Origin of the sequence: Marilutibacter spongiae (assembly GCF_014145325.1) — a bacterium.
Lineage (GTDB): Bacteria > Pseudomonadota > Gammaproteobacteria > Xanthomonadales > Xanthomonadaceae > Marilutibacter > Marilutibacter spongiae.
Window position 1 is genome coordinate 1 of the sequence record NZ_JACHTF010000020.1, and the last position, 18,909, is coordinate 18,909.

Sequence of the window (18,909 nt, forward strand, 5' to 3'; positions counted from 1 at the left end):
CAACGAGGAGCGACCCAAGAAGGTGCTCGGCGGACTGACCCCGAGCGACTACGCCAGCCAGCTGGCATCCGCTACGATTGATCCCGGACTCTAAACCGCCTTGCTACTGAAGGCGGGGGGACGTCGGGAGCTTTTGCATCGCCGGCATGTGTAGACACATCGACAACACCGGTTTCTATGTTTCTCTGGCCGCATTTGTCTTGCTGGCCATGGTGTCGGCAAGTTCTGCTGTAGCGCTCGGTATGCGTCGTTCACGCGCCTAATCCCTTCAGAACCAGAACTTCCGGCACAGCGACGAAGACGACGGTTGCCGTTATCGTTGCGATGTTCCTGCCATTTCAGACCCCATGCCGGAGTACGCCTTGAGAACCTGGATCCTGTTGGTGCTGACCCTCGTGGCCCCGACGGCCGCCGCCGCCGTCATGACCGATGTGCCCGAGTCGCCGGACGCTGCGCGGGTCCACCTGATCTACCTGCATGGCCGGATCATCGAGAACGCCGGCCCGACGCCTACCGATTCCCGCTTCGGCCGCTACGACTATCCCGCCGTGCTGGAGGCCCTGTCCGGCCGGGGTGCCGTCGTGATCTCGGCACAGCGCCCCCCGGGCACCGAGATGAGCCGTTATGCCGGTGTCGTCGTGTCGCAGGTCGAAGCGCTCATTGCGCGGGGCGTGCCGGCCACCCGCATCGTCGTCGTCGGCTTCTCGAAGGGCGGCGGGATCGCGACGCGTGTCTCCAGCTTCCTGAGGCGGCCCGGGGTACGTTTCGTCCTGCTGGCCGCGTGTCCGATGGGGGACGTGCCGGCGCACCTGCAGTTCACGGGCCGCGTTCTCTCGATCTTCGAGGAGAGCGACGAACTGGCCGGCAGCTGCCAGCCCATCGCCGAGCAGTCGCGCGAGCTGGCCTCGTTCGAGGAAATCGGGATCGCGACCGGCAAGCGGCATGGCGCCTTCTATACGCCGATGCCGGCGTGGGTCGATCCGGTGCTGGACTGGGTACACGCCGATGCAGATTGAAGGCGATGGCGTCATGCCGCCCAGCCGGCCCGGCTTGATCGAAGCGATCAACCATGACGCCGCTGTCGACGCCCTGCTCGCCGTCTGCGACCTCGATGCAAGCGATCTCCAGAAGTCCAGCGCCATGCTGTTCGGATGTGTCGCCGATGGCGCGCTGCAGGGCCTGGTGGGCCTCGAGATGCACGGCAATGCCGCCCTGCTCCGCTCGCTTGCCGTCGCCGGCGAAGCCCGCGGCCAGGGGCTCGGCGAGGCGCTCGTGGCCCATGCCGAGCGGCAAGCCGTGTCGCGCGGCCTAGAACGTCTATTCCTGCTGACCACGACCGCGACCGGCTTCTTCCAGCGGCTGGGTTACCGAACCCTTGCGCGCGAGGACGCCCCGCCGGGGATCGTCGCCAGCACGCAGTTCGCCAGCCTGTGCCCGGCCTCGGCGAGCTTCATGGGCAAGACGCCGCCGGGGAACAACAACGGGTAACGGCCCAACCACGTTCGGCCCCGGGACGCGAAAAAGCCCCGCAAGCGGGGCTTTTTCGTCGATGGCGATCCAGGGCGGGGGCGCCCTGCATGCCGGGATTGGTGCGGAGATAGGAACCTCAAAAGCTATCTATATTATTGATTTTTCTTGTATTTAAACCCAGACAACTCCACAAATACCCCCTAAAACACCCCCAAGATGGCCGCGCTGGGTTGCCGTCGATCACTGCCAAACCGTCCTCTGAAACGTGGATGCATGAAAGGAGGTCCGATGGCGGTGCCCGCATTCATGCGAGAGGAATTCCGTCAGCCCCCCCCTTGCTGTTCTAGGCCACTAAGCGATGCTCAAGGAATGGGTGTCGCTTGTCATCGAAACCTCTGTACTGCGAGGTTAAGACCGGTGGATAGGGATTGAGCCAATCGTCCAGATTCTGGGACTTGATGTTTACGATCGCTCCGACCGCAATCGATCGAGTGAGCTAGGCCGACCGCCATCCCATTGACTGTAGAAGCGTCACATTCCACTCGCCCGATGACACTACATTGTCGCTTCGATCCCATAGGAGGATGCGCTCTCGATGCGACCTCCTTGGGATCTCTTGCTCATTGGGTTTGATTCAATGAAACGCGCGAGGACTGAATCTGAACCTGCAAGTATCCGAGCCGATCTGGAGGCGAGTTGAGAGGCAAGTCAACGAGTGTCCACGAACCGCTGCGGAGAGGCATAACAATGCTTTGCTCTTTCGAACGCAGGGCTGCTCTCCATGCACTGTAGTCCTGGGCCCCTTGGGCATCAAACCGAGGCCCATATAGAACTCTTATTGTGCCGCCGGTAATGTCGCCCGCAGAGATGTTGCCGACCCGCAACTTAACCAGTGAACCGTCAGCTCTCTGCGACGTGCTATCCAGCGAAACAAGAACCGGGGAAATCCCGGTATCCAGCACGTGAAAGCCACTTTCTCCTGCTGGATCAATCTCAGCCACCGGACTCGGGGCGCTAGATTGTCCTTGCCGATCTACGCGTGACTCAAGTTCAACAATGCGCGCCAACTGTTCCAAGTTGCGGTCTTCCACATTCTTCAGCCTGGCGCTCATTACCTCTTGCTCTGATCTAGACGCGAGGTTGTCACATCCTCCCAAGGCTACGAGGGCAAGAAGGCACATCGATCTCATAAGACCCTCCAGAGTAAAATTATCGCTGAATCTTTAGGCGCATGACAGCTCGCATAGTACCTCGTTGATCTGGCTGTCACCCCTCATTTTCTCTTGCTCAGATTTTTTAGCGCCTTAGCTTTCCCTTCAGGAGTTCTCGGCCCTGTACTTCGTCCCCCGTGCCATTTGCAGCGCCGCTTGCCAGGTTCGGCCTTTGCCCGACAAGGATGCCCTTTTCGGGTCCGCGCCCCACAAAAGCGGCGGGTGGCCTCTCCCAACGGAGCCGACCGCTCGCCCGAGCAACTATCGAAGTCATACGCGCGCGCGAAGTGGTGACTTAATTCCGGCTGCTGGCCCGTAGTCATGGACACGTCTATTTGCGTGTATTCAATTCCGGTCAGCTCGGCCCATTCCGTCACGATCGCGTCAATGACCGCGCTGTTAGTGGCCTCAATGCTGCCCGGCCGGCACGTCGCCCGCTTGGCCTCGATCACCACCCGCGCATGGTCGCCGGGCATGTAGTCGATCCGCACCATGCGCGACCGTCGCGCGCGCTGCTGGCGGTTCGCACGATCATTGTCGTGGCTGAGGTTGTCGTCGCTCATCTTGACCCTGCCTCCTTGGATCGTCCTGTTCTCAGGTGCGCCCATTTGTCGAGACGCACCTACTTTCGTGTCACTCGCCACGCCACCGCTTGGTAAGAATCTATAAAGGGCTACGGATGGCGTAGCAGGCCAAGGAGAGAATCGGGCCAAATAGCTACGGATGACGTAGCAGTCACGCAGCCTTTTTCCCCTCATCGTTACGGATGGCGTAGCTGTCTGATACGGGAGGCGTAGTGGGCTTGCGATTCTTCGGTGGCCGTTTGAACCGCTCGCGCGGCTCCTTCCAGGTGGCCGGCGCAACTCGCGTCGCCTGAGCACATGTGAGCTTTCCGTCGCAATCATCGACGGGACGCCAGGTCAGCGCGTATAGGTTCGGACAAAGCAAACCGCCTTGCCGGGTTAGCAGCAACAATCCGTAGTGACGCAGTTCCTTTAGGGCATTGCAGATGGTTTCCGGCGAAGTCCACCCGCGCGGCCTCAGCACCGATAGCGCCGCGCACAGGTCCCCATTGTTTCGCCCGTTGTACTGGCGTGCCAGGTCGCACAGCAGCTTGATTCCAGTTCCACTGCACTGCCTCCAGTTGGCGCAGTCCTGCACAGCGTGGGGGATCGCTGTGAACGTGCCGGATTCCCTGCGCCCTTTGTGATTCAAGCGGCTACGCGGCTTCATCTTGATCGCCCCGCTGGTTTGCGAAGGGCCAGTACGTTGCCGGCCTTTGGACATACACGCTGCCGTTGCCCTTCTTGGCTACTGAGTTAGCAGTCGAGCCGTCGGCGGGCCTAACTCTATTGCGGCCGGCAAGGTCAAGCGTTTCCATCGTCCAGCATCTAGCCGCGTTACGATGCCAACCGCGCTCCGTCATCTCGGCCTCGGTCAGGCATCGCCGATTGCCTTGCCATTGGCCCGGCGCGGCATAGTCGCCCGTGCGGTGGCGGTCAAAGGCCCGTTCGCGGCTGAAGTATTCGCCGCAGGCGCGGCACAGGCACGCGCGGCCGGCCAGGTTGGGGGCGTTCAAGCCCCACCGCCTCGCCCGCCCTTTAGGGCCTGGCAAAACTCGCCGTGCAGGTAGCAAGCCGCCGTGTCCAGCAAGTCGGCTGCATCGACCGTGCCCGGCTCGGGGTAGTCGGTACCGGCCGCCACCAATGCGAGCATCCGGCGGGCCACCTCGACGGCCAGCGCTGCCATTTCGTGCAGACACGCATTGCACGGGGTATGCTCGCAGCCGCAGGGGCTGTCAGCCTTTGCACCTGCCCCCTGATTCCCGTCGGTCGCCAAACTTGCCGGGGTCAGGGGGTTCTCGTTGGGGTGGCTCATGCGACCGCCTTTGCATCGCGTTCGGCAATGCGACGCGCGGCCCATTCAACAATTTCGCGCTCCACCCACGCGCTTGCACGTTCACCTAGCTTCACGGGTGCGGGAAAGTCACCGGACCGCACCCGACGGTAAATCTCACTACGCGAAAGCCCTGTACTAGCTTGTACCTGTGGCAATCGCAGCAAGCCATAGACGGCATTCGCCGAGGTCGTTTGTCGCATGGTTGTACCCCTCAAACATCATTGGCCGGCGCCGGATGGTGCTGGCCGCTGCGGGATGCAGCAATGCACAAACTATTGATTTAGGATCTACTACGCGAGGAAAAGTTCAGACCTTACTTTTCCTCACTAGCGCTCGATACGTGCAGTCCTGTGAACCCACGCATCATCCGTAGAATGCTGTCTGCGTCCGGCTTACCGCCCATCTGGTTCGAAAGCTCTTCGGCGACTTCACTGCGGGTCATGCCTTCGCGCAGCATTCGGTCAAACTCCCACGTCAACCACACTTTTCGAAACCGCGACGCCGTTCGCTTGGCATAGTTCCCTGCCCCTTTTTTGGTCGGACCGAAGAAAGCCTCCTCCAGACTCATCTTCCCTCTCGCACCCACGTAACGCTTCCAGACTTCGAATAATCCGAAAAGCAGCTCGGGCGGGGGATAGAAGCCCATGTCAACGTAGTAGAACAGCGTGGAAAGTGGCGAGTCTGACGTCTTGCACTCCGAACCGCGTTTCATGATCGGCTTTCCGTGAATGCTGTACTGCTCGTTAAGCTCATCCCAAGCTTCATTGAACGAGTCTGCAACCGGATAATCTCCGCCTCGAACGTCCTCTAGGTAGCGATACCACGCTTCCACTTCCTCCCATTGGGCGTCGAGATCTAAAGCCTCACCACGCGCCATTGCCTCCACATTTTTAAAGGCTCTATCTAGCAGACCCTTGTTACTCATTGCGCCCCCTCACTCACCATGCAGAATAGCCGCGCCATGCGACAGCGGTATCTGACTTTTCGCCCCGTCGGACTCGGCGCTACAAATCAATCAATTGGCCTTGCGCTTTATCGGAATGATCATGGCCCCCACCCGCAGGCCATCCAGGAAATCGGCCCACGCCTGCATCATCTTCCGGCGCTCGCTCAGGTACTGCGCGCGGTTGTAGGCGGCGCGGACCTTGTTTCGCTCAGCATGGGCCAACTGGCGCTCGATCACGTCCGGCGACCAGCCCATTTCATTCAGGTGGGTAGACGCCATCGCGCGGAAGCCGTGCGCGGTCATGGTGTCTTTGTCGTAGCCGAGCCGGCGCAGGGCTGCGTTGATCGTGTTTTCGCTCATCGGCCGGTTAGGCGTTCGCAGGCTCGGAAAAACATAGCGCCCGCGTCCGGTCAGTGGCTCCAGTTCGCCCAGGATCGCCAGCGCATGCGACGACAGCGGCACGATATGCGCCTCGCGCATCTTCATCCTGCCGGCCGGGATGCGCCATTCCGCACCGTCCAGGTCCAGCTCGGCCCATTCCATCGCCCGTAACTCGCCGGGGCGCACGAACAACAGCGGTGCCAGCCGCAGGGCACATCGGGTCGCCAACTGGCCGGTATAGCCGTCCATTGCTCGCAGCAGGTCGCCCATCTGCGCCGGGTCGGTGATCGCAGCGCGCGAGCGGGTCACCACCGGGGCCAGCGCCCCGCGCAGGTCTGCGGACGGGTCGCGCGTCGCGGCACCGTGGGCGACGGCATAGCGGAACACCTGCCCGGCCCGTTGCTTGGCTCGGTGTGCGGATTCGTGGGCACCTCGGGCTTCGATCCGTTTCAGGGTCGCCAGCAGTTCGGGGGCGTCAATCTCGGCAATGGGGCGCGCGCCCAGCCACGGGAACAGATCATTCTCGAAGCACGCCAGCGCCTTGGCGTATGTCGCCGTCGCCATGCCTCGCTTCTGGCCGGCCAACCACTCGCGGGCGATGGCTTCAAAGCTGTTGGCCGCTGCGACCCTCTCAGCTCGCTTGCGCGCCTTCTTGATCGCAGCAGGGTCGCCGCCGTCACGGATCACGGTCCGCGCCTCATCGCGGCGCTTGCGGGCCTCGGCCAGCGATACCTCGGGCCACGCACCGAAGGACAGCAGCTTCTCGCGCCCCGCGTGGCGGTACTTCATTCGCCACAGGCGTGAGCCGCTGTCCGTGGACAGCAGGAACAGTCCCCCACCATCGAACAACTTGCCAGACTTGGCCGCCTTGATCGCCGCCGCCGTCAGCTTGCCGGTGTTCGCTGCCATGCCCTACGCCCCTCTCGATACCCCCACAGGGGGCCGGATACCCCCAACGGTACCCCCGCGACTGCAGGGCTGCAATGGGACGCCTTGGAACGTCAGGCAACAAAAAACCCCGCGTTTGCGGGGCTTTCGTGATGATTTCGGGTTGTCTTGGGACTTGCTGAAACCGTCAATTGGTGCCGGAGATAGGCGTCTTCGGCACCAATCTCGTTGCGCGCAATTCGGTCCTGTTCGCTTGAAAAGCCCGTCAATTATGGCTTTCAGGTCTCGAGCAAGGTTCCCGTCCCGCCCCATTTGGCCCCGTTGCGGTATCCTGCGGCCCCACGTTTGGCCCCACGGACCGTATGGCGAGCATCGTCCCGTACCGCAATGGCTGGCGCGTCCAGATCAAGAACCGGCACGGCCGGGATTCTGCCACGTTCAGGACGAAGCGCGAGGCGGCCCAGTGGGCCTTGCAGCGCGAGGCGGAGATTTCGGGGACCAAGGTGCCAGACAAATCCCTGGCAGAGGCCCTGGACCGATACAAGCGCGAGGTGAGCCCCGAGCACAAGGGGGCTCGCTGGGAAGCCCTCCGATTGGATTCCCTGTCCCGGCATCCCATTGCCCGCACGCCAGTGGCCGAGCTGGTCGGGCCGGACGTCGCCGAATGGCGGGACGACAGGCTTAGGGAAGTCGCTCCGGCTACTGTCGCCCGAGAGATGACGCTGCTCCGATCGGTGCTCGAGGTCTGCAGGCGCGACTGGGGCTGGATCCGCACGAACCCAATGACCGATGTCAGGCGCCCTCGATCGCCGCCAAGCCGAAAGCGTCGGATCACGCCGGAAGAGGTGGAGCGAGTTGCTATTGCCTGCGACCTGGTCGACGGCGACAACGCAGAGACCGCCCTTCAACGTACCGGTTTGGCGTTCCTTTTCGCCCTGGAGACCGCAATGCGCGCCGGCGAGATCCTCAGGCTACGCTGGGAGGACATTGGGAACAAGTCGGTAACGCTGTCAGAGACAAAGAATGGCGATGCTAGGCGAGTTCCGTTGTCGCCAAGGGCTCGCGAGATCGTCGCGGCACTACCGCAAGTCGCTGAGACGGCCTTCAATCTTCACCCTGGCACCCGGGATGCATTGTGGCGAAAGGCCGTCCAAGCTACCAAAATCGAAGATCTTCACTTCCACGACTCCAGGGCCGAGGCGATCTGGCGCCTGTCCAAGAAACTGGACGTTATGGAGCTGGCAAGGGTCATCGGCCATCGCGACTTGAAAAGTCTCATGATTTATTATCAAGCAGACGCCGACGAGTTGGCTGACCGCCTTTAGAGGCGACTGCAACCCACACCTACTCACTAGATTCAAAGGCCCAAATCTGGCCAATGAAGCATTCTCTCACCGCAGCGAAATGTACGAGATACCAGACTAAATACAACTAAGCGTCGGCTTCAAGTCTGTGCAAGAACTTCTCTAGCCTACCCTTCGCTTCATCCCTCGATTGATAATAGCTCTCGTACGCCGCACGTGCGCTCAAAATGAGGCTCTCGTAAGTCAGCACTCGAGCCCCCAAGGCCTCAAGAGAATCAAGTTCCTTACCGTCTAGATGAGAGCGATCAGAACATACAAAGTATATTGAAACAACTGCGGACGCGCCCCCGCCATCCATCCACTCGCTATGTTGCCGAACGTACTCCTCCACAGCACGCCTATAACGATTACATTGGTCAAAAATTTTTCCGAATGGTACTCGAACGCCGGGCCTCTTTAACTCAACGACGACATGTCTTCCTGACTGCGTTCTGTAAGCAATATCCAACCTTGCACCATCCTTAGTGTCCGGGCAGCTCTTCTTCAGGTACTCTGAGAGCCGAACCTCCTTCTTTTGTGTGCCCTGGATACGATCCCACGTAGGATCAAGAAGCCACAGATGATCCAGCAGGTAGCCCTGCACTACACCTTCAAGTTCTGACGAATTAATCTTTGTCTCAAAGGCCTGGATTACCTCAAGCCTTTGATGACTTATCTCATGAAAGTAACTCTCCTCTACAGCATCGAGGGTTGCAAATATAGCCTGAAACTCTGGAGAAAAAACATCTTCAACTCCGTTAAGCTGATCCAAGGCATTCTTTACCCTGAGCTTCTCAAAGGCTACCATGGTGCTGCGATACAACATTGATCTAGCGCGTCGGTTTCTCGCACCATCGTTATAGAACTGGACTTTCTCAATAGATCGAATCAGTTTTCTGGCCAACTTCTTGTCAGCCGTTCTTTCTATACTGTCGATCCACTCTCCGATGACATCGGAGTCAGCACCAGCCTCTTCTCCGCCCACCTCGGATCGCCAAAGATCCCATTGATCACGGATCTCGGAAAGAGTCGCTATTAGATGCGATCTAATAGCAATGTAGACGGGGTCATACTGGATAACAGATTCTCGTGCAGATGTCGCCCTATCGACATCATCCGAATCTAAGAAATCTGCATGTATCTCGCCGACGATGTAGCTGTTGAAGTAGCGCGTGTCACCAACGTCCGCGAGCATGTCCTCTTGCCAGAGTCTTCCATTGGCGAAGAGTGACACCTGATTGATACTCTCTCCCTCCGAACCAAGCTTACTAGGAACATCTACCGTACCGATGAACCCACGAACCCTAACAGCTCTTCCTTCAATATCGATAACATTCGAAATCTTTTTTGCAGCTACTTTGCCATTGAGGGATTCGGGTTTGGCTAAGGGCGCGCGAAGCGCCACCGCCTCATTCAAAGCATCTTCGTCGAAGTACCAAATAAACTGGAGGTCTCGATGAACGCCTGCATCCGCCCGAGTAACCTCATGATCTCCCAGAAAAACTCTGAAGTTATGTTGAGGCCCGATGATTCCGAAACGACGTGCTAGGCGAGGTATGAGATAGCTCGCGCTTCGCTCCACAGAGCGATTCAGCTGCTCAAGCTCGATTCTGGTGCCATGGCCTTTCGGCAGGGCTACGGGCTCTGCAAGCATCCGAGGAAGATATAGAGCGTTCGCTCGCGACCGCGCCTCGAGCTCATCCACGTCGATCTCAAATCCTATAGGCTCCATACCAGAGACTTGGGTAGTAACTCGAACCTTACCAGCGATAGAGAACATTGCCAGCTTGCCGATACCCTTGCGCCCCATTACGCGGCGCTTGTTGTTATCGGACATGTTCGACCCTACGAACTCGCGCCTACTATAACCAACACTTAGGAATCGAGACTGGAGAGCGGATCGATCCATTCCGTGACCATCATCTGTCACAGTTAATCGACCATCCTCAGAGTTCACTTCTACCTTTACAGTCTCCGCTTCCGCGTCCCAGCTATTTGCAACCAGTTCGGTTAGCACGGAAGGTGCACTCGCATAGAGCTTCATTCCGAGGTGGTGCAAGACGTTGAGATGCACCTCGAAACGCAATGGTTCTTCAACATCCTCGCTTGTTTGGGTGATTTCGCCGACATCAATGGAGGTCACATCGCTTCTCCTTCCTTAGGACTTGAGGTGTTTCACCAGATGTCGTCCGACTGCCGCACCCAAGGGCGGAGGGACGGCGTTCCCGATATGTTTCCCCACGGTCATAAAGTCTATGGAGCCATCGGAGCCAAAGAATTTGTAGTCGCAAGGAAATCCCTGCAAAAGTGCAGCCTCACGCAGTGTGATTGCCCGATCCTGGACTGGATGTCCAAAACGGCCGGTGCCAAAATTGTATGACTGGGTTGTGATAGTCGGCGCGGGCTCGTCCCAAGCCATACGCGCATAGACGCTACGGAATGTCGAACCCGTGGACTTCCTGTGACACGCTGATCGCAAATCAAGTGGCCAGTCATGCCATGTGCCACCTGGTCTCGACGCCTTGATGCGCTTCATGTTCAATGGCGAAAGTGAGCGGGCTTTGTGAAGCGGATCTGTCGGGTGCTGCTCGCCTGCCCCAATCGCTGGCAATTCCCCAATCACTTGGCGTACGGTCAATGTGCCTGCGGAGCTGTCAGGCAGGGGATCCAGCTCTCCTATGGCTGACGCAATGAGGACGAGCCTGCGGCGACGTTGCGCAAGTCCAAACCGAGGCCCGTAGCAGAGCCTCTCTTGCACACTAAACCCATTGCTCAAGAGCCTCTCGACAAAACGCTTGAAGACAGCAGTTCTTCGCAGGCCTGCAACATTCTCCATCGTGACAAAATCTGGCCGCACCTCTTCAATAAGTCTGGAAAACTCATCTAACAGGCTCCACTTGGCATCTTGCGATGTGTCAAGGCCCCGCATATGTGTCGAGAATGGCTGACATGGAGCGCAACCTGCCATGAGCTTGAGGCCGTGTTCTGGAAAGAGCGCGGCCAACTCTTTACCACAAACGTCACGAATGTCTCGCGCGTGGAATGGGGCCTTGATATTGGCCTCATAGGCAGCCCGACAGCTCTCGTCGAAGTCGTAACCGGCAACCACACTTACACCAGCATTGTTCAAGCCGAGCGACAGACCTCCAACTCCGCAGAACAGGTCGACCGCATAAATTCTGTGCTTTTTCATACGCTCAGTTTATCCCCAGCGAGCTCAGCCGTCGACCGCGAGGCAACCTAGGCGGAGGAGGTAGCGCCAAGTGCCAGCGCCATCGCAAGCAACTGAATTCATTGCGAATTCTTTGACGCCACCACCCGCCTTTCACTGCTCACCGCGCTTGAATCCTACCTCAAAGTGAGCGCGCTTAGCGGCTCAGTTGAAGATTTCAGCGTTTGCTCAATGTTGACTGCGCGCCTCGGAGGCTACAGCCTTGCCCGCATGTGCTACTCCGCCCTGGTCAAAGCAGAGTTCACCCGCTTCGTGCGCGAGTACGGAGCCATCATGGACATCGAGACCTATGTGAAGACGTACTGGGGCGACGATGGCCGGCCGGTGGGTCGGCGGCCCAAGGTCCCGCGCGCCGCGGAGCGCGACATCCTCGAGCACGGGCCACCCGAGGTGGCCGAGCTCATCCGCCAGTGGGATGCCGCTGAGGTCAACGACCTGACCCAGGAACTCTTCAATCAACGCAAGCGTGTCGCCGATGGCGAACGGGCCCTGCAGGCCAAGGCCACGAAGAAGGCCGCTGAGGACGTGCGGATCGGCACTAACAAGGTGAAGGCGGCCCGGCGCCGGCTGGACACGATCGCCGGGAAGGCGTCAGAGCAGGACCACCGGATCTACCCCGGGGTCTACTGCCCGGTACTGGTGATCGAGGACGGGAAGCGCCACGTGAAGCTGATGCGTTACCAGTGCCGGCCGGCGGGCAAGCCCTCCGTCTACGACCGGAAGTACCCGGGCACCTACAACGCCAGGCGGGACAACCTCGAGGGCTTCTGGAAGGACCAGTTCGGCTACAGCCACGGGATCATGGTCGCCGACCGGTTCTACGAGAACGTCGAGGGGCCGGATGGCACCAACCAGGTCCTCGAGTTCGAGCCGCGCACCGGCGAGCCGATGCTGGTGGCCTGCCTGTGGTCCCACTGGACCGACCCCCTGGGCAAGGAGCCGGACCTGCTGTCGTTCGCGGCGATCACAGACGAGCCCGAGCCGGAGGTCGCTGCGGCCGGCCACGACCGCACGATCATCAACATCAAGCCCGAGCACCTGGACGCCTGGCTGCAGCCGGACCCGGCCGACCTCGCCGCGCTGTATGCGATCTTCGACGACAAGCGACACCCCTACTACGAGCACCGATTGGCTGCGTAGGGAGCGCCGCATGAAGGAGCTCGTGCATGACCACCACTGACTTGCCAAGATTCCCGCGGGCCATTTTCGACGACCAAGGAAACTACACCGTCAGGACCTATGGCCGATTCCACGTTCGTTCCACCCTGGTCGCGCGCTTCGCAGCACTGACAGATATAAGACGAGACCTAGAACGGGCTCACGAAATTCTGGACGCCTGCAGACAGATGGACGACGACGCACCGGATTTCGTTGAAGAGAGCCTGTGGAACTCGGCAATCATCACCTACGGTCGTGCTGTTGGAGTCGGGCACGCAAGGACTCCGGGCTTTGACGCTCGCAGCTACATCGCAGCAGAACTAGACGATGAGAGGCTTAGGGTTCACAAGTACGTTCTGACGCTTCGCGACAAGATGGTCGCGCACGACGACGGCGTTGGGAGGGCAAAGAGTCTTTGGATGTTCCTAACCCCCACACCGCCCAAAGATCCCGTCATGTTTGGCATCAGTGGAGGGAACGCGCGAGTAATCTCGCTGGGCACAGACATTGCCGACTTTCTTGCACCCCACTTCAAGTGGATGGCTTCACACTTCTCTGAGTTGGCAGAGACGGCGCGCTACGAAATCCAGGCTGAGCTCATTCGCACCCATTTCGTTGGTGTCGAGCTCCTAGGGCCCTACGAAGAAGAAGAGATAGACATCACGATCGACGCACTAGTAGGGGCCACCGGAGGCGGGTGAGCCAACAGCAGCGTCCTCACCCCAAGGCCGGCTCAATCATTCGTCTGGAGGTCGTGGGCGATGCCCTGGGCGTCCAGCATCTCGACCAGCCGGCCGTTGACCGGCAACCAGTGCACGGCGTGGAGGTCGCCGGCGGCGTCCATCCTGACAGCGTCCTCGACGATCTCGTCGGCGATGCCAGCGAAGGCGCTCCAGAAGTCGCCCTCCTCCGGGTACTCGGCAATCAGGGCGGGGAGCTGGGCCTCGAGAGCGTCGCAGCGGGCCTGCAGCTCGTCCTCCGTGACGCAGCGGTCTGTGCTCATGGGGTGAGTTTACGCCCGCGCGGGACCGGGCGCGCCTGTGCCGCAGCCTCCGCCCTGAGGCGCGCCTCGTGGCGCCTGGCCCACGCTTCGATGCCGGCGGTGCCGGTGGCCTTGCTTTGGCAGCGCCGCGTCACCAGCGGCCTGTCCATGCCCCAGTGGGCATTGAGCCGCGCGAGCCAGCCTCCATCCACGCGCTCGAGCAGCATGGCAACCTGGACATCGCCCAGCACGACGGCGGTGCCCTCTTCGTCGTACTGGCTGCGCTTCGTCCACTTGAATCCGTCGGGGAGCATGGTGCGATCTAGCAGTCTTTCAGCTCAGTGGCCTTCACACCTTTAATGACTTCCTGAACTAAAGAATGGTCCAGGAGCTCGACCCCGATGAACTCTTGCAGCTCACGAGAAAGATCAATGGAAAGCTCGGCAAAGAGTATGGCTTGCTTGACCACAAGCATCAGCTTTCGGTATTGGAAAGGGTCAAGCTCCACGCCCTTGGCAAGACCCAACGAGACGCAGAGGCCCATTCCCTCACCTGCTATGGCGCCGAGCTGTCGACGATAAGCGAACAAGGTTGCAAGATCTGGGCCTAAAGCAGCAGGAAGATAGTGCACGCTGTCCAGAACAGTCTCAACGGTCCTCATAGGAATCTCTCTGAGCTCCTTCATAGACTCATGGACTGCGGCAGCGTCCAATAAGGTTCGACGTTCCTTCCAAACTACGTTCATAACCAGCGTTTGGATGGGTCTTTGCACTCGCGGAGCCAGCTCGCCGACTTCAACGTGGACAAGTCGCGCTATTACCATGCCCTTTGCAGCGCTTTCCCTTCGCCGAAACTCAAAATCTTCCCGGGCGATTGCCTTCGCACTATTGGCTATATCAGTCGCCCGTCTCGACGTCCACCAAGCTAAAACTCCGACCACCAGCGTACCCAATCCCGAAACCCACGTTCCCAAGGTTCCCCAATCTACTGTTAGTCCACCGAATTGACGGCCGCCGGAAAGGAAGTAGACGGCGACTATGCCCATCACACCTATCGCCGCAATTAGCAGCCATCGACGGGACGTGCGTTGATTTCCTGACACCGGCCATCGCTCCAGGCTAAGAGTTGTGAAAAGAGTAGCAGCACCAAGCGCATCACTGATCTTTCACCCTGCGGTGGCGGGTTAGGTGTTGGCGCACCGGGCCTGGGGCACTGCGGAGACTCGAGCCAGGCAGCGTCTCGGCAGCGGCATTGGCTAGGCGGCCGCGGCCAGGTCCTCGATCTCGGTGGAGGTGAGCGGTCCGTCTTTGAACAGCGCGCATTCGTCGACCGAACCAATGACCTGGTAGAAGGCCGTGAGCGCTGCGCCGAATCGTGCCGCGCCCCACCAGGAGGGCTTGGCGTAGTAATTGAGGGTCGGCTCGCCCGTCGACTCGACAATCTTCACGCCATTGACCCACAGCTCGAGCTTGCCGGCCGGCAGCTTGTTCAGGACGATCACCAGCTTGGAGCCGTAGGGCCAGGTGACGGCCCCGGTGCTGGCGATCTGGCCCACGCCCGAGCTGTACATGGCCAGCCGGAAAGTGGTCGCGGTGACGTGCACCAGTCGCAGCTCCGGGCACCCTGCCCCGTCGCCCACCAGTTGCATGATCACGCTGACATTGCTGTTTCCGGCGCCCGGCGCCGCGTCAGGCCGAACGATGCAGGTGCCGGCCCAGCCGGTCGCGCTGGTCAGGGTCTTCGCTGGCGAGGTGACGACTGCGCTGCCGGCGATCGCGAACGCCTTGTCGCTCGAGCCCGCGAGCAGGCCGGCCGCGCTCACGGTGTCGGTGTTCTTGGCCGACGTCGCCACGCCGTTGACGACCGAGAGCAGCGCGCCATTCGCCGGCGCCGCGGAGACGTCGACGACCGTGCTGTTGGCGGCGTTGTCGTTGCACCTCAGGTAGGTGACCGGCCCCAGGCTGGCCAGCAAGGTGGCGTAGTCGCCCCCCGCGCCTGCAGCGGCCGCTGCGCCCGCCACCACGCCGGGGATCACGCGTCCCCCAGCAGGCCGAACAGCAGCCAGGTGTTCGCCGCTACCTTCTTCAGGGTGGCCACCGCATAGCGCTGCCGCAGGCCGAGCGAGAAGGCCGCGGCCTTGGACACCGTGGCGCCCGTGCCGGCCGCGACGCTGACCGCGGCGACCCCGGACCAGCACACATGGACTTCCGTCCCCACCGCGGCCGCCCAGTCGCTGTCCTGGGGCGCGGTGATGACGATCGGCGTGGTCGCATGGTCGCAGGCCAGGAAGCGCCCGGCCTGGCCGGCGCCGAGCGTGAGGCTGGCGGCCACCGCCGCCACCGGTGCGCCGGCGGGCACGCCGCTGGCCAGGTCGGCGATCTCGGCGGCGGTGGCGACGCGCGTCTGCAAGGTGCCGCCCACATCCTGGGTGACCTCGAGGAGCTCGGTTCCCGAGAGGGGCTCGGCCGCGGTGCCGGTGCTGAGTTTGTAGTCGGGCATGGGTTACTCCGTGATTCGTCGATCGTCGCTCTCGGTCACCCGGACGTCGCCGGCCTCGGTGAGGCGCTGGGTCGGTTCGGCCACCGTGTAGCTGAGGGTGTGCGTGTGCGCCTGCCAGCTGGCCACGCCATCGCGCTCGGCCTCCAGCTCGATGGTGAGCAGGCAGTTGCCGGCGGGCGTGTAGGTGATGGGGAACGCGGTCGCTCCCGAGACGGTGTGCTCGAGGACCCCGTCGGCGTAGAAGCGGGCGTTGTAGGTGGTCCCCGCCTCGGGGCCGATGGTGCCTTCGGTGTCGTCGACCAGCTGGTCGGCCTGTTGGACCCGATCCCGGTGCACGGCGGAGAGGCTGATCTCGCCGAACGCCGCGCCGGGATAGCTCTCGCCCTGGACGGTGAAGCCCGCCGGCGGATAGGGCCGGTAGGCGCGCTGGTCGAGGGTGACGCTCGACTCGGGCGCCGTCGCCAAGTCCAGGATCGCGTTGCCCGTGCGGGTCAGCAGCTTGGCCTGCACCTCTTCGCCGGTGACGTACTCGACCAGGTCCGAGCCGGCCCACGCGTCGAAGAACCAGATGCGCTCGCCCGGCGCGTGCGCCTGGCGCACCGTGTCGCCGCACCCGCGCCCCAAGACAGCCGCCCCGGTGCCCACGTCGAGCGCGTCCACGCGGACGATCTCGTTGCCCCACAGGGCGGCCTCGCCCAGCGCGACCCGGTCCAGCAGGCTGCCATCGGTGAGGGTGAAGGCCGTGGCGGGACCCGTGAGGTCGTCGCCCTCCTCCACCACGGCACTGGGACACCAGTCGAACAGCGAGGCGGCCTCGTATTCACCGCCGGTCAGGCGGGTATTGAGCTGGTAGTTGAGCCCGACCGCGGGGCGTGCGCCCACGACGAGGACGTAGCCGGCCTCGGCGTCCAGCGCCTGCAGGTCGGCCGCCGGCAGCGAGCCGGCCAGCTCGACGTAGGGCGCCTCGAACGCCGCCTGGGCCGGCGCCGGTGCCGGCTCCCCCGTCGCCGGCGGCACGGGCGGCTCGCCGGTCACGTAGGTGGTCGTCGGCATCGCGAAGACGTCCTGCGTCGCCACCAGGCTGATCGCCCCGCTGCGCAGGGTCCCCTTGCCGATGTCCCCGACCAGGCACACGCTGTCGGCGATGCCGCGCTTGGGCGCCTGCAGGCGGAAGTAGGTGCCCAGGCGCCAGTTGTAGGGCCGACGGTTCGTGGTCAGGGTGTAGCGCCACAAGGGTGTGGATCGCGAGCGCAGGTCGCGCTCCGCGACGCGCAGCGCCAGGGGCTCGACCGGGATGGCGCTGTAGTCGATCGTCTCGGCATTGATCCCGCTGGCCTCGACCGCGCCCAACGCATGCAGGGGCGCGGTGGTCCGTGCCTGCTTCGTCAACGGGTCGAACCACTTCACGGCGACCTGGTTGACGGCGTCATCGAGCAGGGTCGGCTCGGCCTCGAAGTCGAGGATATCGTCGTCGGTCAGGACCGGCAGGTCCTCGAGGACGTACTCACCGCGCACCAGGTCCAGGTACCACTGGCCGTCGACCGTGCTGCGCGTGCAGTTGGCCGCGATCACGTTGCAGATGCGCTGCCGGAACTGCTCGACGGTCTCCTGGTCCGGGTCCCATTCCGTGCACAGGCAGAACCCTTCCGCGTACAGCTGGTCGGCCGCGGCGCGGAAGCTCGCGTCATTGATCAGCTCGACCGGCTCGCCCTGCATGTTGGCGGCGGTCAGGCTGTAGTAGATCAGGTGCGCCGGGTTGATCCCGATCAGGCCCGGATCCTCGGACATGAGCTTGGTGGCCGCGTAGGAATAGGTCCCCACGTCGCGGCACACCATCGCGAAGTGGTTCTGGCCCTCCACCAGGATCGAGGCCGGCACGGCGATATCGTGCGTGAACGCAGGCCCCGACGGCGTGGAGGTCGTGCCGGCGTTGTCGAGCAATTTCACGCCGTTGATCCAGACGCTGGCCAGGTTATCCACGAACACGGTCAGGCCGAAGTCGAACACCGTGGGCAAGTCGAACGTGCGGCGCACCCAGATCTGGCTGTTGAGCGTCCACTCGGTGCCTTGCGTCGCCGGGAAGCCCGCCGAGGCCGCGTAGGGGTGGCCCGGCTCGCTCGCGAACGGCGCGGCGCCCACGGCCCAGCTGCTGTCGTCATAGCCCGGCGCCGAGTAGTCATCGGTGTTCTCGAGGGTGACCTGCGTGTAGCGCCAGCCACCGGACTCGGGCGACAGCGCGAGCAGACCGCCCTGCTCCACAAAGATCTCCGCCGTCTCGGGATACCAGCACACGTCCCCGTCCCAGCCCTTCAGGATCCGGCGCACCATCACCGACAGCGGCTTGGGGTATGGGTTCATTGCGCCGTAGCGGCCGCCCTTGAACAGCAGCGCGGCGTGGCCGCGGTGCGCCGAGCTGTCGGGGCCGATCAGGCTGCTGATCGCGGGGTTAGGTAGCTGGTCGGCGGCGCCGAACATCAGGTCGACGTCGCCCTGGATGCCGCCCTCGGCCTCTTCCCCGCCCCACAAGTTCGGGTTATCGATCGTGATCGTCGCGTTGCTGGTGACCTCGCCCGACCAGGCGTCGACGTCGCCGCCGCGGATCTTCAGCACGGCGTCGATCGGGCCCTTGCCCAGCACCATGTGGATCGCCGGGTGGTACCAGTAGCCGACGGTCTGCTTCTTGCTACTGCCCATGGGCCGCCTCGCATTCGTGGGCCCAGCGCACCAGCGCCTCGGCCATGCCGTCGCCCGTGGCCAGCAGCACCGCCTCGTCGAGGCCTTCGCGGATGAACGCGGCGAAGTCCAGCCCGTGCTCGCCGAACCAGGTGCGCACCTTGGGCAGGCAGAAGCCCGGCCGGGCGCGGAAGTACGGGATGGTGCGCACGTGGCGCATGGTCACG

General features: G+C 62.0%; 21 protein-coding genes. 5 read left to right on the forward strand and 16 right to left on the reverse strand.

Going from position 1 to position 18,909, the window contains the following annotated elements; all coding sequences use genetic code 11:
• The first annotated feature begins 362 nt into the window (after positions 1 to 362).
• Positions 363 to 1,016 carry an alpha/beta hydrolase gene (locus H4F98_RS14875; protein WP_182688626.1) on the forward strand — a complete coding sequence of 218 codons (654 nt, stop codon included), beginning with the start codon at positions 363 to 365 and terminating at the stop codon, positions 1,014 to 1,016.
• On the forward strand, positions 1,006 to 1,488 hold the full coding sequence (arsN2, locus tag H4F98_RS14880; RefSeq protein WP_182688627.1) for an arsenic resistance N-acetyltransferase ArsN2: 483 nt from the start codon (positions 1,006 to 1,008) through the stop codon (positions 1,486 to 1,488). The genes H4F98_RS14875 and arsN2 overlap by 11 nt, the downstream gene beginning before the upstream one ends.
• Before the next feature lie 602 nt (positions 1,489 to 2,090).
• On the opposite strand, the gene H4F98_RS14885 is transcribed toward arsN2, so the two are convergent.
• From H4F98_RS14885 to H4F98_RS14915, 7 genes are all read right to left on the reverse strand, one after another.
• On the reverse strand, positions 2,091 to 2,582 hold the full coding sequence (locus H4F98_RS14885; protein ID WP_182688628.1) for a DUF3251 domain-containing protein: 492 nt from the start codon (positions 2,580 to 2,582) through the stop codon (positions 2,091 to 2,093).
• A gap of 161 nt (positions 2,583 to 2,743) precedes the next feature.
• Positions 2,744 to 3,244 carry an HGGxSTG domain-containing protein gene (locus H4F98_RS14890; protein ID WP_182688706.1) on the reverse strand — a complete coding sequence of 167 codons (501 nt, stop codon included), beginning with the start codon at positions 3,242 to 3,244 and terminating at the stop codon, positions 2,744 to 2,746.
• Positions 3,245 to 3,900: 656 nt separating this feature from the next.
• Positions 3,901 to 4,260, reverse strand: coding sequence for a hypothetical protein (locus H4F98_RS14895; RefSeq protein ID WP_182688629.1), 360 nt, complete (start codon positions 4,258 to 4,260; stop codon positions 3,901 to 3,903).
• Positions 4,257 to 4,559: a hypothetical protein gene (locus H4F98_RS14900; RefSeq protein ID WP_182688630.1), complete on the reverse strand. Its 303-nt coding sequence runs from the start codon at positions 4,557 to 4,559 to the stop codon at positions 4,257 to 4,259. Before H4F98_RS14900 ends, H4F98_RS14895 begins: the two co-directional genes overlap by 4 nt.
• Positions 4,556 to 4,780, reverse strand: a complete 225-nt coding sequence (locus H4F98_RS17065) for a helix-turn-helix transcriptional regulator (RefSeq protein ID WP_182688631.1) — start codon at positions 4,778 to 4,780, stop codon at positions 4,556 to 4,558. Before H4F98_RS17065 ends, H4F98_RS14900 begins: the two co-directional genes overlap by 4 nt.
• Positions 4,781 to 4,893: 113 nt before the next feature.
• Positions 4,894 to 5,505: a hypothetical protein gene (locus H4F98_RS14910; RefSeq protein ID WP_182688632.1), complete on the reverse strand. Its 612-nt coding sequence runs from the start codon at positions 5,503 to 5,505 to the stop codon at positions 4,894 to 4,896.
• Positions 5,506 to 5,595: 90 nt separating this feature from the next.
• Complete coding sequence (locus H4F98_RS14915; RefSeq protein WP_182688633.1) at positions 5,596 to 6,816, reverse strand: tyrosine-type recombinase/integrase; 1,221 nt, start codon at positions 6,814 to 6,816, stop codon at positions 5,596 to 5,598.
• Positions 6,817 to 7,157: 341 nt separating this feature from the next.
• Between H4F98_RS14915 and H4F98_RS14920 the strand changes: the two genes are divergently transcribed.
• Entirely contained in the window at positions 7,158 to 8,120 is a 963-nt protein-coding gene (locus H4F98_RS14920; RefSeq protein ID WP_182688634.1) for a tyrosine-type recombinase/integrase, read from the forward strand.
• 106 nt (positions 8,121 to 8,226) lie between these two features.
• On the opposite strand, the gene H4F98_RS14925 is transcribed toward H4F98_RS14920, so the two are convergent.
• Together H4F98_RS14925 and H4F98_RS14930 are read right to left on the reverse strand one after the other, a co-directional pair.
• Positions 8,227 to 10,281: a BbrUII/HgiDII family restriction enzyme gene (locus H4F98_RS14925; RefSeq protein ID WP_182688635.1), complete on the reverse strand. Its 2,055-nt coding sequence runs from the start codon at positions 10,279 to 10,281 to the stop codon at positions 8,227 to 8,229.
• A 15-nt stretch (positions 10,282 to 10,296) separates the two neighbouring features.
• Positions 10,297 to 11,331: a DNA cytosine methyltransferase gene (locus H4F98_RS14930; protein WP_182688636.1), complete on the reverse strand. Its 1,035-nt coding sequence runs from the start codon at positions 11,329 to 11,331 to the stop codon at positions 10,297 to 10,299.
• Between the two features lie 249 nt (positions 11,332 to 11,580).
• Here H4F98_RS14930 and H4F98_RS14935 point away from each other — a divergent pair, with 249 nt between their 5' ends.
• Positions 11,581 to 12,510 carry an SOS response-associated peptidase family protein gene (locus tag H4F98_RS14935; protein ID WP_182688702.1) on the forward strand — a complete coding sequence of 310 codons (930 nt, stop codon included), beginning with the start codon at positions 11,581 to 11,583 and terminating at the stop codon, positions 12,508 to 12,510.
• A gap of 26 nt (positions 12,511 to 12,536) precedes the next feature.
• Positions 12,537 to 13,229: a hypothetical protein gene (locus tag H4F98_RS14940; RefSeq protein WP_182688637.1), complete on the forward strand. Its 693-nt coding sequence runs from the start codon at positions 12,537 to 12,539 to the stop codon at positions 13,227 to 13,229.
• Positions 13,230 to 13,261: 32 nt separating this feature from the next.
• Here H4F98_RS14940 and H4F98_RS14945 read toward each other — a convergent pair whose 3' ends face one another.
• From H4F98_RS14945 to H4F98_RS14975, 7 genes are all read right to left on the reverse strand, one after another.
• Entirely contained in the window at positions 13,262 to 13,531 is a 270-nt protein-coding gene (locus tag H4F98_RS14945) for a hypothetical protein (RefSeq protein ID WP_182688638.1), read from the reverse strand.
• Complete coding sequence (locus H4F98_RS14950) at positions 13,528 to 13,824, reverse strand: hypothetical protein (protein ID WP_182688639.1); 297 nt, start codon at positions 13,822 to 13,824, stop codon at positions 13,528 to 13,530. Before H4F98_RS14950 ends, H4F98_RS14945 begins: the two co-directional genes overlap by 4 nt.
• An 8-nt stretch (positions 13,825 to 13,832) precedes the next feature.
• Complete coding sequence (locus tag H4F98_RS14955) at positions 13,833 to 14,555, reverse strand: hypothetical protein (protein ID WP_182688640.1); 723 nt, start codon at positions 14,553 to 14,555, stop codon at positions 13,833 to 13,835.
• Positions 14,556 to 14,765: 210 nt separating this feature from the next.
• Positions 14,766 to 15,545, reverse strand: a complete 780-nt coding sequence (locus H4F98_RS14960; RefSeq protein WP_182688641.1) for a hypothetical protein — start codon at positions 15,543 to 15,545, stop codon at positions 14,766 to 14,768.
• Entirely contained in the window at positions 15,542 to 16,009 is a 468-nt protein-coding gene (locus H4F98_RS14965) for a hypothetical protein (RefSeq protein ID WP_182688642.1), read from the reverse strand. Before H4F98_RS14965 ends, H4F98_RS14960 begins: the two co-directional genes overlap by 4 nt.
• A 3-nt stretch (positions 16,010 to 16,012) precedes the next feature.
• Positions 16,013 to 18,703 (reverse strand): phage tail protein, encoded by a 2,691-nt coding sequence (locus H4F98_RS14970; RefSeq protein WP_182688643.1) that lies wholly within the window; start codon positions 18,701 to 18,703, stop codon positions 16,013 to 16,015.
• A complete protein-coding gene (locus H4F98_RS14975; protein ID WP_182688644.1) occupies positions 18,693 to 18,908 on the reverse strand; it encodes a hypothetical protein in 216 nt (71 codons plus the stop codon). Before H4F98_RS14975 ends, H4F98_RS14970 begins: the two co-directional genes overlap by 11 nt.
• Position 18,909 lies beyond the last annotated feature (1 nt).

Bases quoted from the DNA above. Each gene is read 5' to 3' on its own strand.
- H4F98_RS14965 (WP_182688642.1), bottom strand. From the start codon at position 16,009: ATGCCCGACTACAAACTCAGCACCGGCACCGCGGCCGAGCCCCTCTCG.
- H4F98_RS14935 (WP_182688702.1), top strand. From the start codon at position 11,581: ATGTGCTACTCCGCCCTGGTCAAAGCAGAGTTCACCCGCTTCGTGCGC.
- H4F98_RS14915 (WP_182688633.1), bottom strand. From the start codon at position 6,816: ATGGCAGCGAACACCGGCAAGCTGACGGCGGCGGCGATCAAGGCGGCC.
- H4F98_RS14945 (WP_182688638.1), bottom strand. From the start codon at position 13,531: ATGAGCACAGACCGCTGCGTCACGGAGGACGAGCTGCAGGCCCGCTGC.
- H4F98_RS14930 (WP_182688636.1), bottom strand. From the start codon at position 11,331: ATGAAAAAGCACAGAATTTATGCGGTCGACCTGTTCTGCGGAGTTGGA.
- H4F98_RS14955 (WP_182688640.1), bottom strand. From the start codon at position 14,555: ATGGGCATAGTCGCCGTCTACTTCCTTTCCGGCGGCCGTCAATTCGGT.
- H4F98_RS14900 (WP_182688630.1), bottom strand. From the start codon at position 4,559: ATGAGCCACCCCAACGAGAACCCCCTGACCCCGGCAAGTTTGGCGACC.
- H4F98_RS14890 (WP_182688706.1), bottom strand. From the start codon at position 3,244: ATGAGCGACGACAACCTCAGCCACGACAATGATCGTGCGAACCGCCAG.
- H4F98_RS14970 (WP_182688643.1), bottom strand. From the start codon at position 18,703: ATGGGCAGTAGCAAGAAGCAGACCGTCGGCTACTGGTACCACCCGGCG.
- H4F98_RS14910 (WP_182688632.1), bottom strand. From the start codon at position 5,505: ATGAGTAACAAGGGTCTGCTAGATAGAGCCTTTAAAAATGTGGAGGCA.
- H4F98_RS14885 (WP_182688628.1), bottom strand. From the start codon at position 2,582: ATGAGCGCCAGGCTGAAGAATGTGGAAGACCGCAACTTGGAACAGTTG.
- arsN2 (WP_182688627.1), top strand. From the start codon at position 1,006: ATGCAGATTGAAGGCGATGGCGTCATGCCGCCCAGCCGGCCCGGCTTG.
- H4F98_RS14950 (WP_182688639.1), bottom strand. From the start codon at position 13,824: ATGCTCCCCGACGGATTCAAGTGGACGAAGCGCAGCCAGTACGACGAA.
- H4F98_RS17065 (WP_182688631.1), bottom strand. From the start codon at position 4,780: ATGCGACAAACGACCTCGGCGAATGCCGTCTATGGCTTGCTGCGATTG.
- H4F98_RS14940 (WP_182688637.1), top strand. From the start codon at position 12,537: ATGACCACCACTGACTTGCCAAGATTCCCGCGGGCCATTTTCGACGAC.
- H4F98_RS14920 (WP_182688634.1), top strand. From the start codon at position 7,158: ATGGCGAGCATCGTCCCGTACCGCAATGGCTGGCGCGTCCAGATCAAG.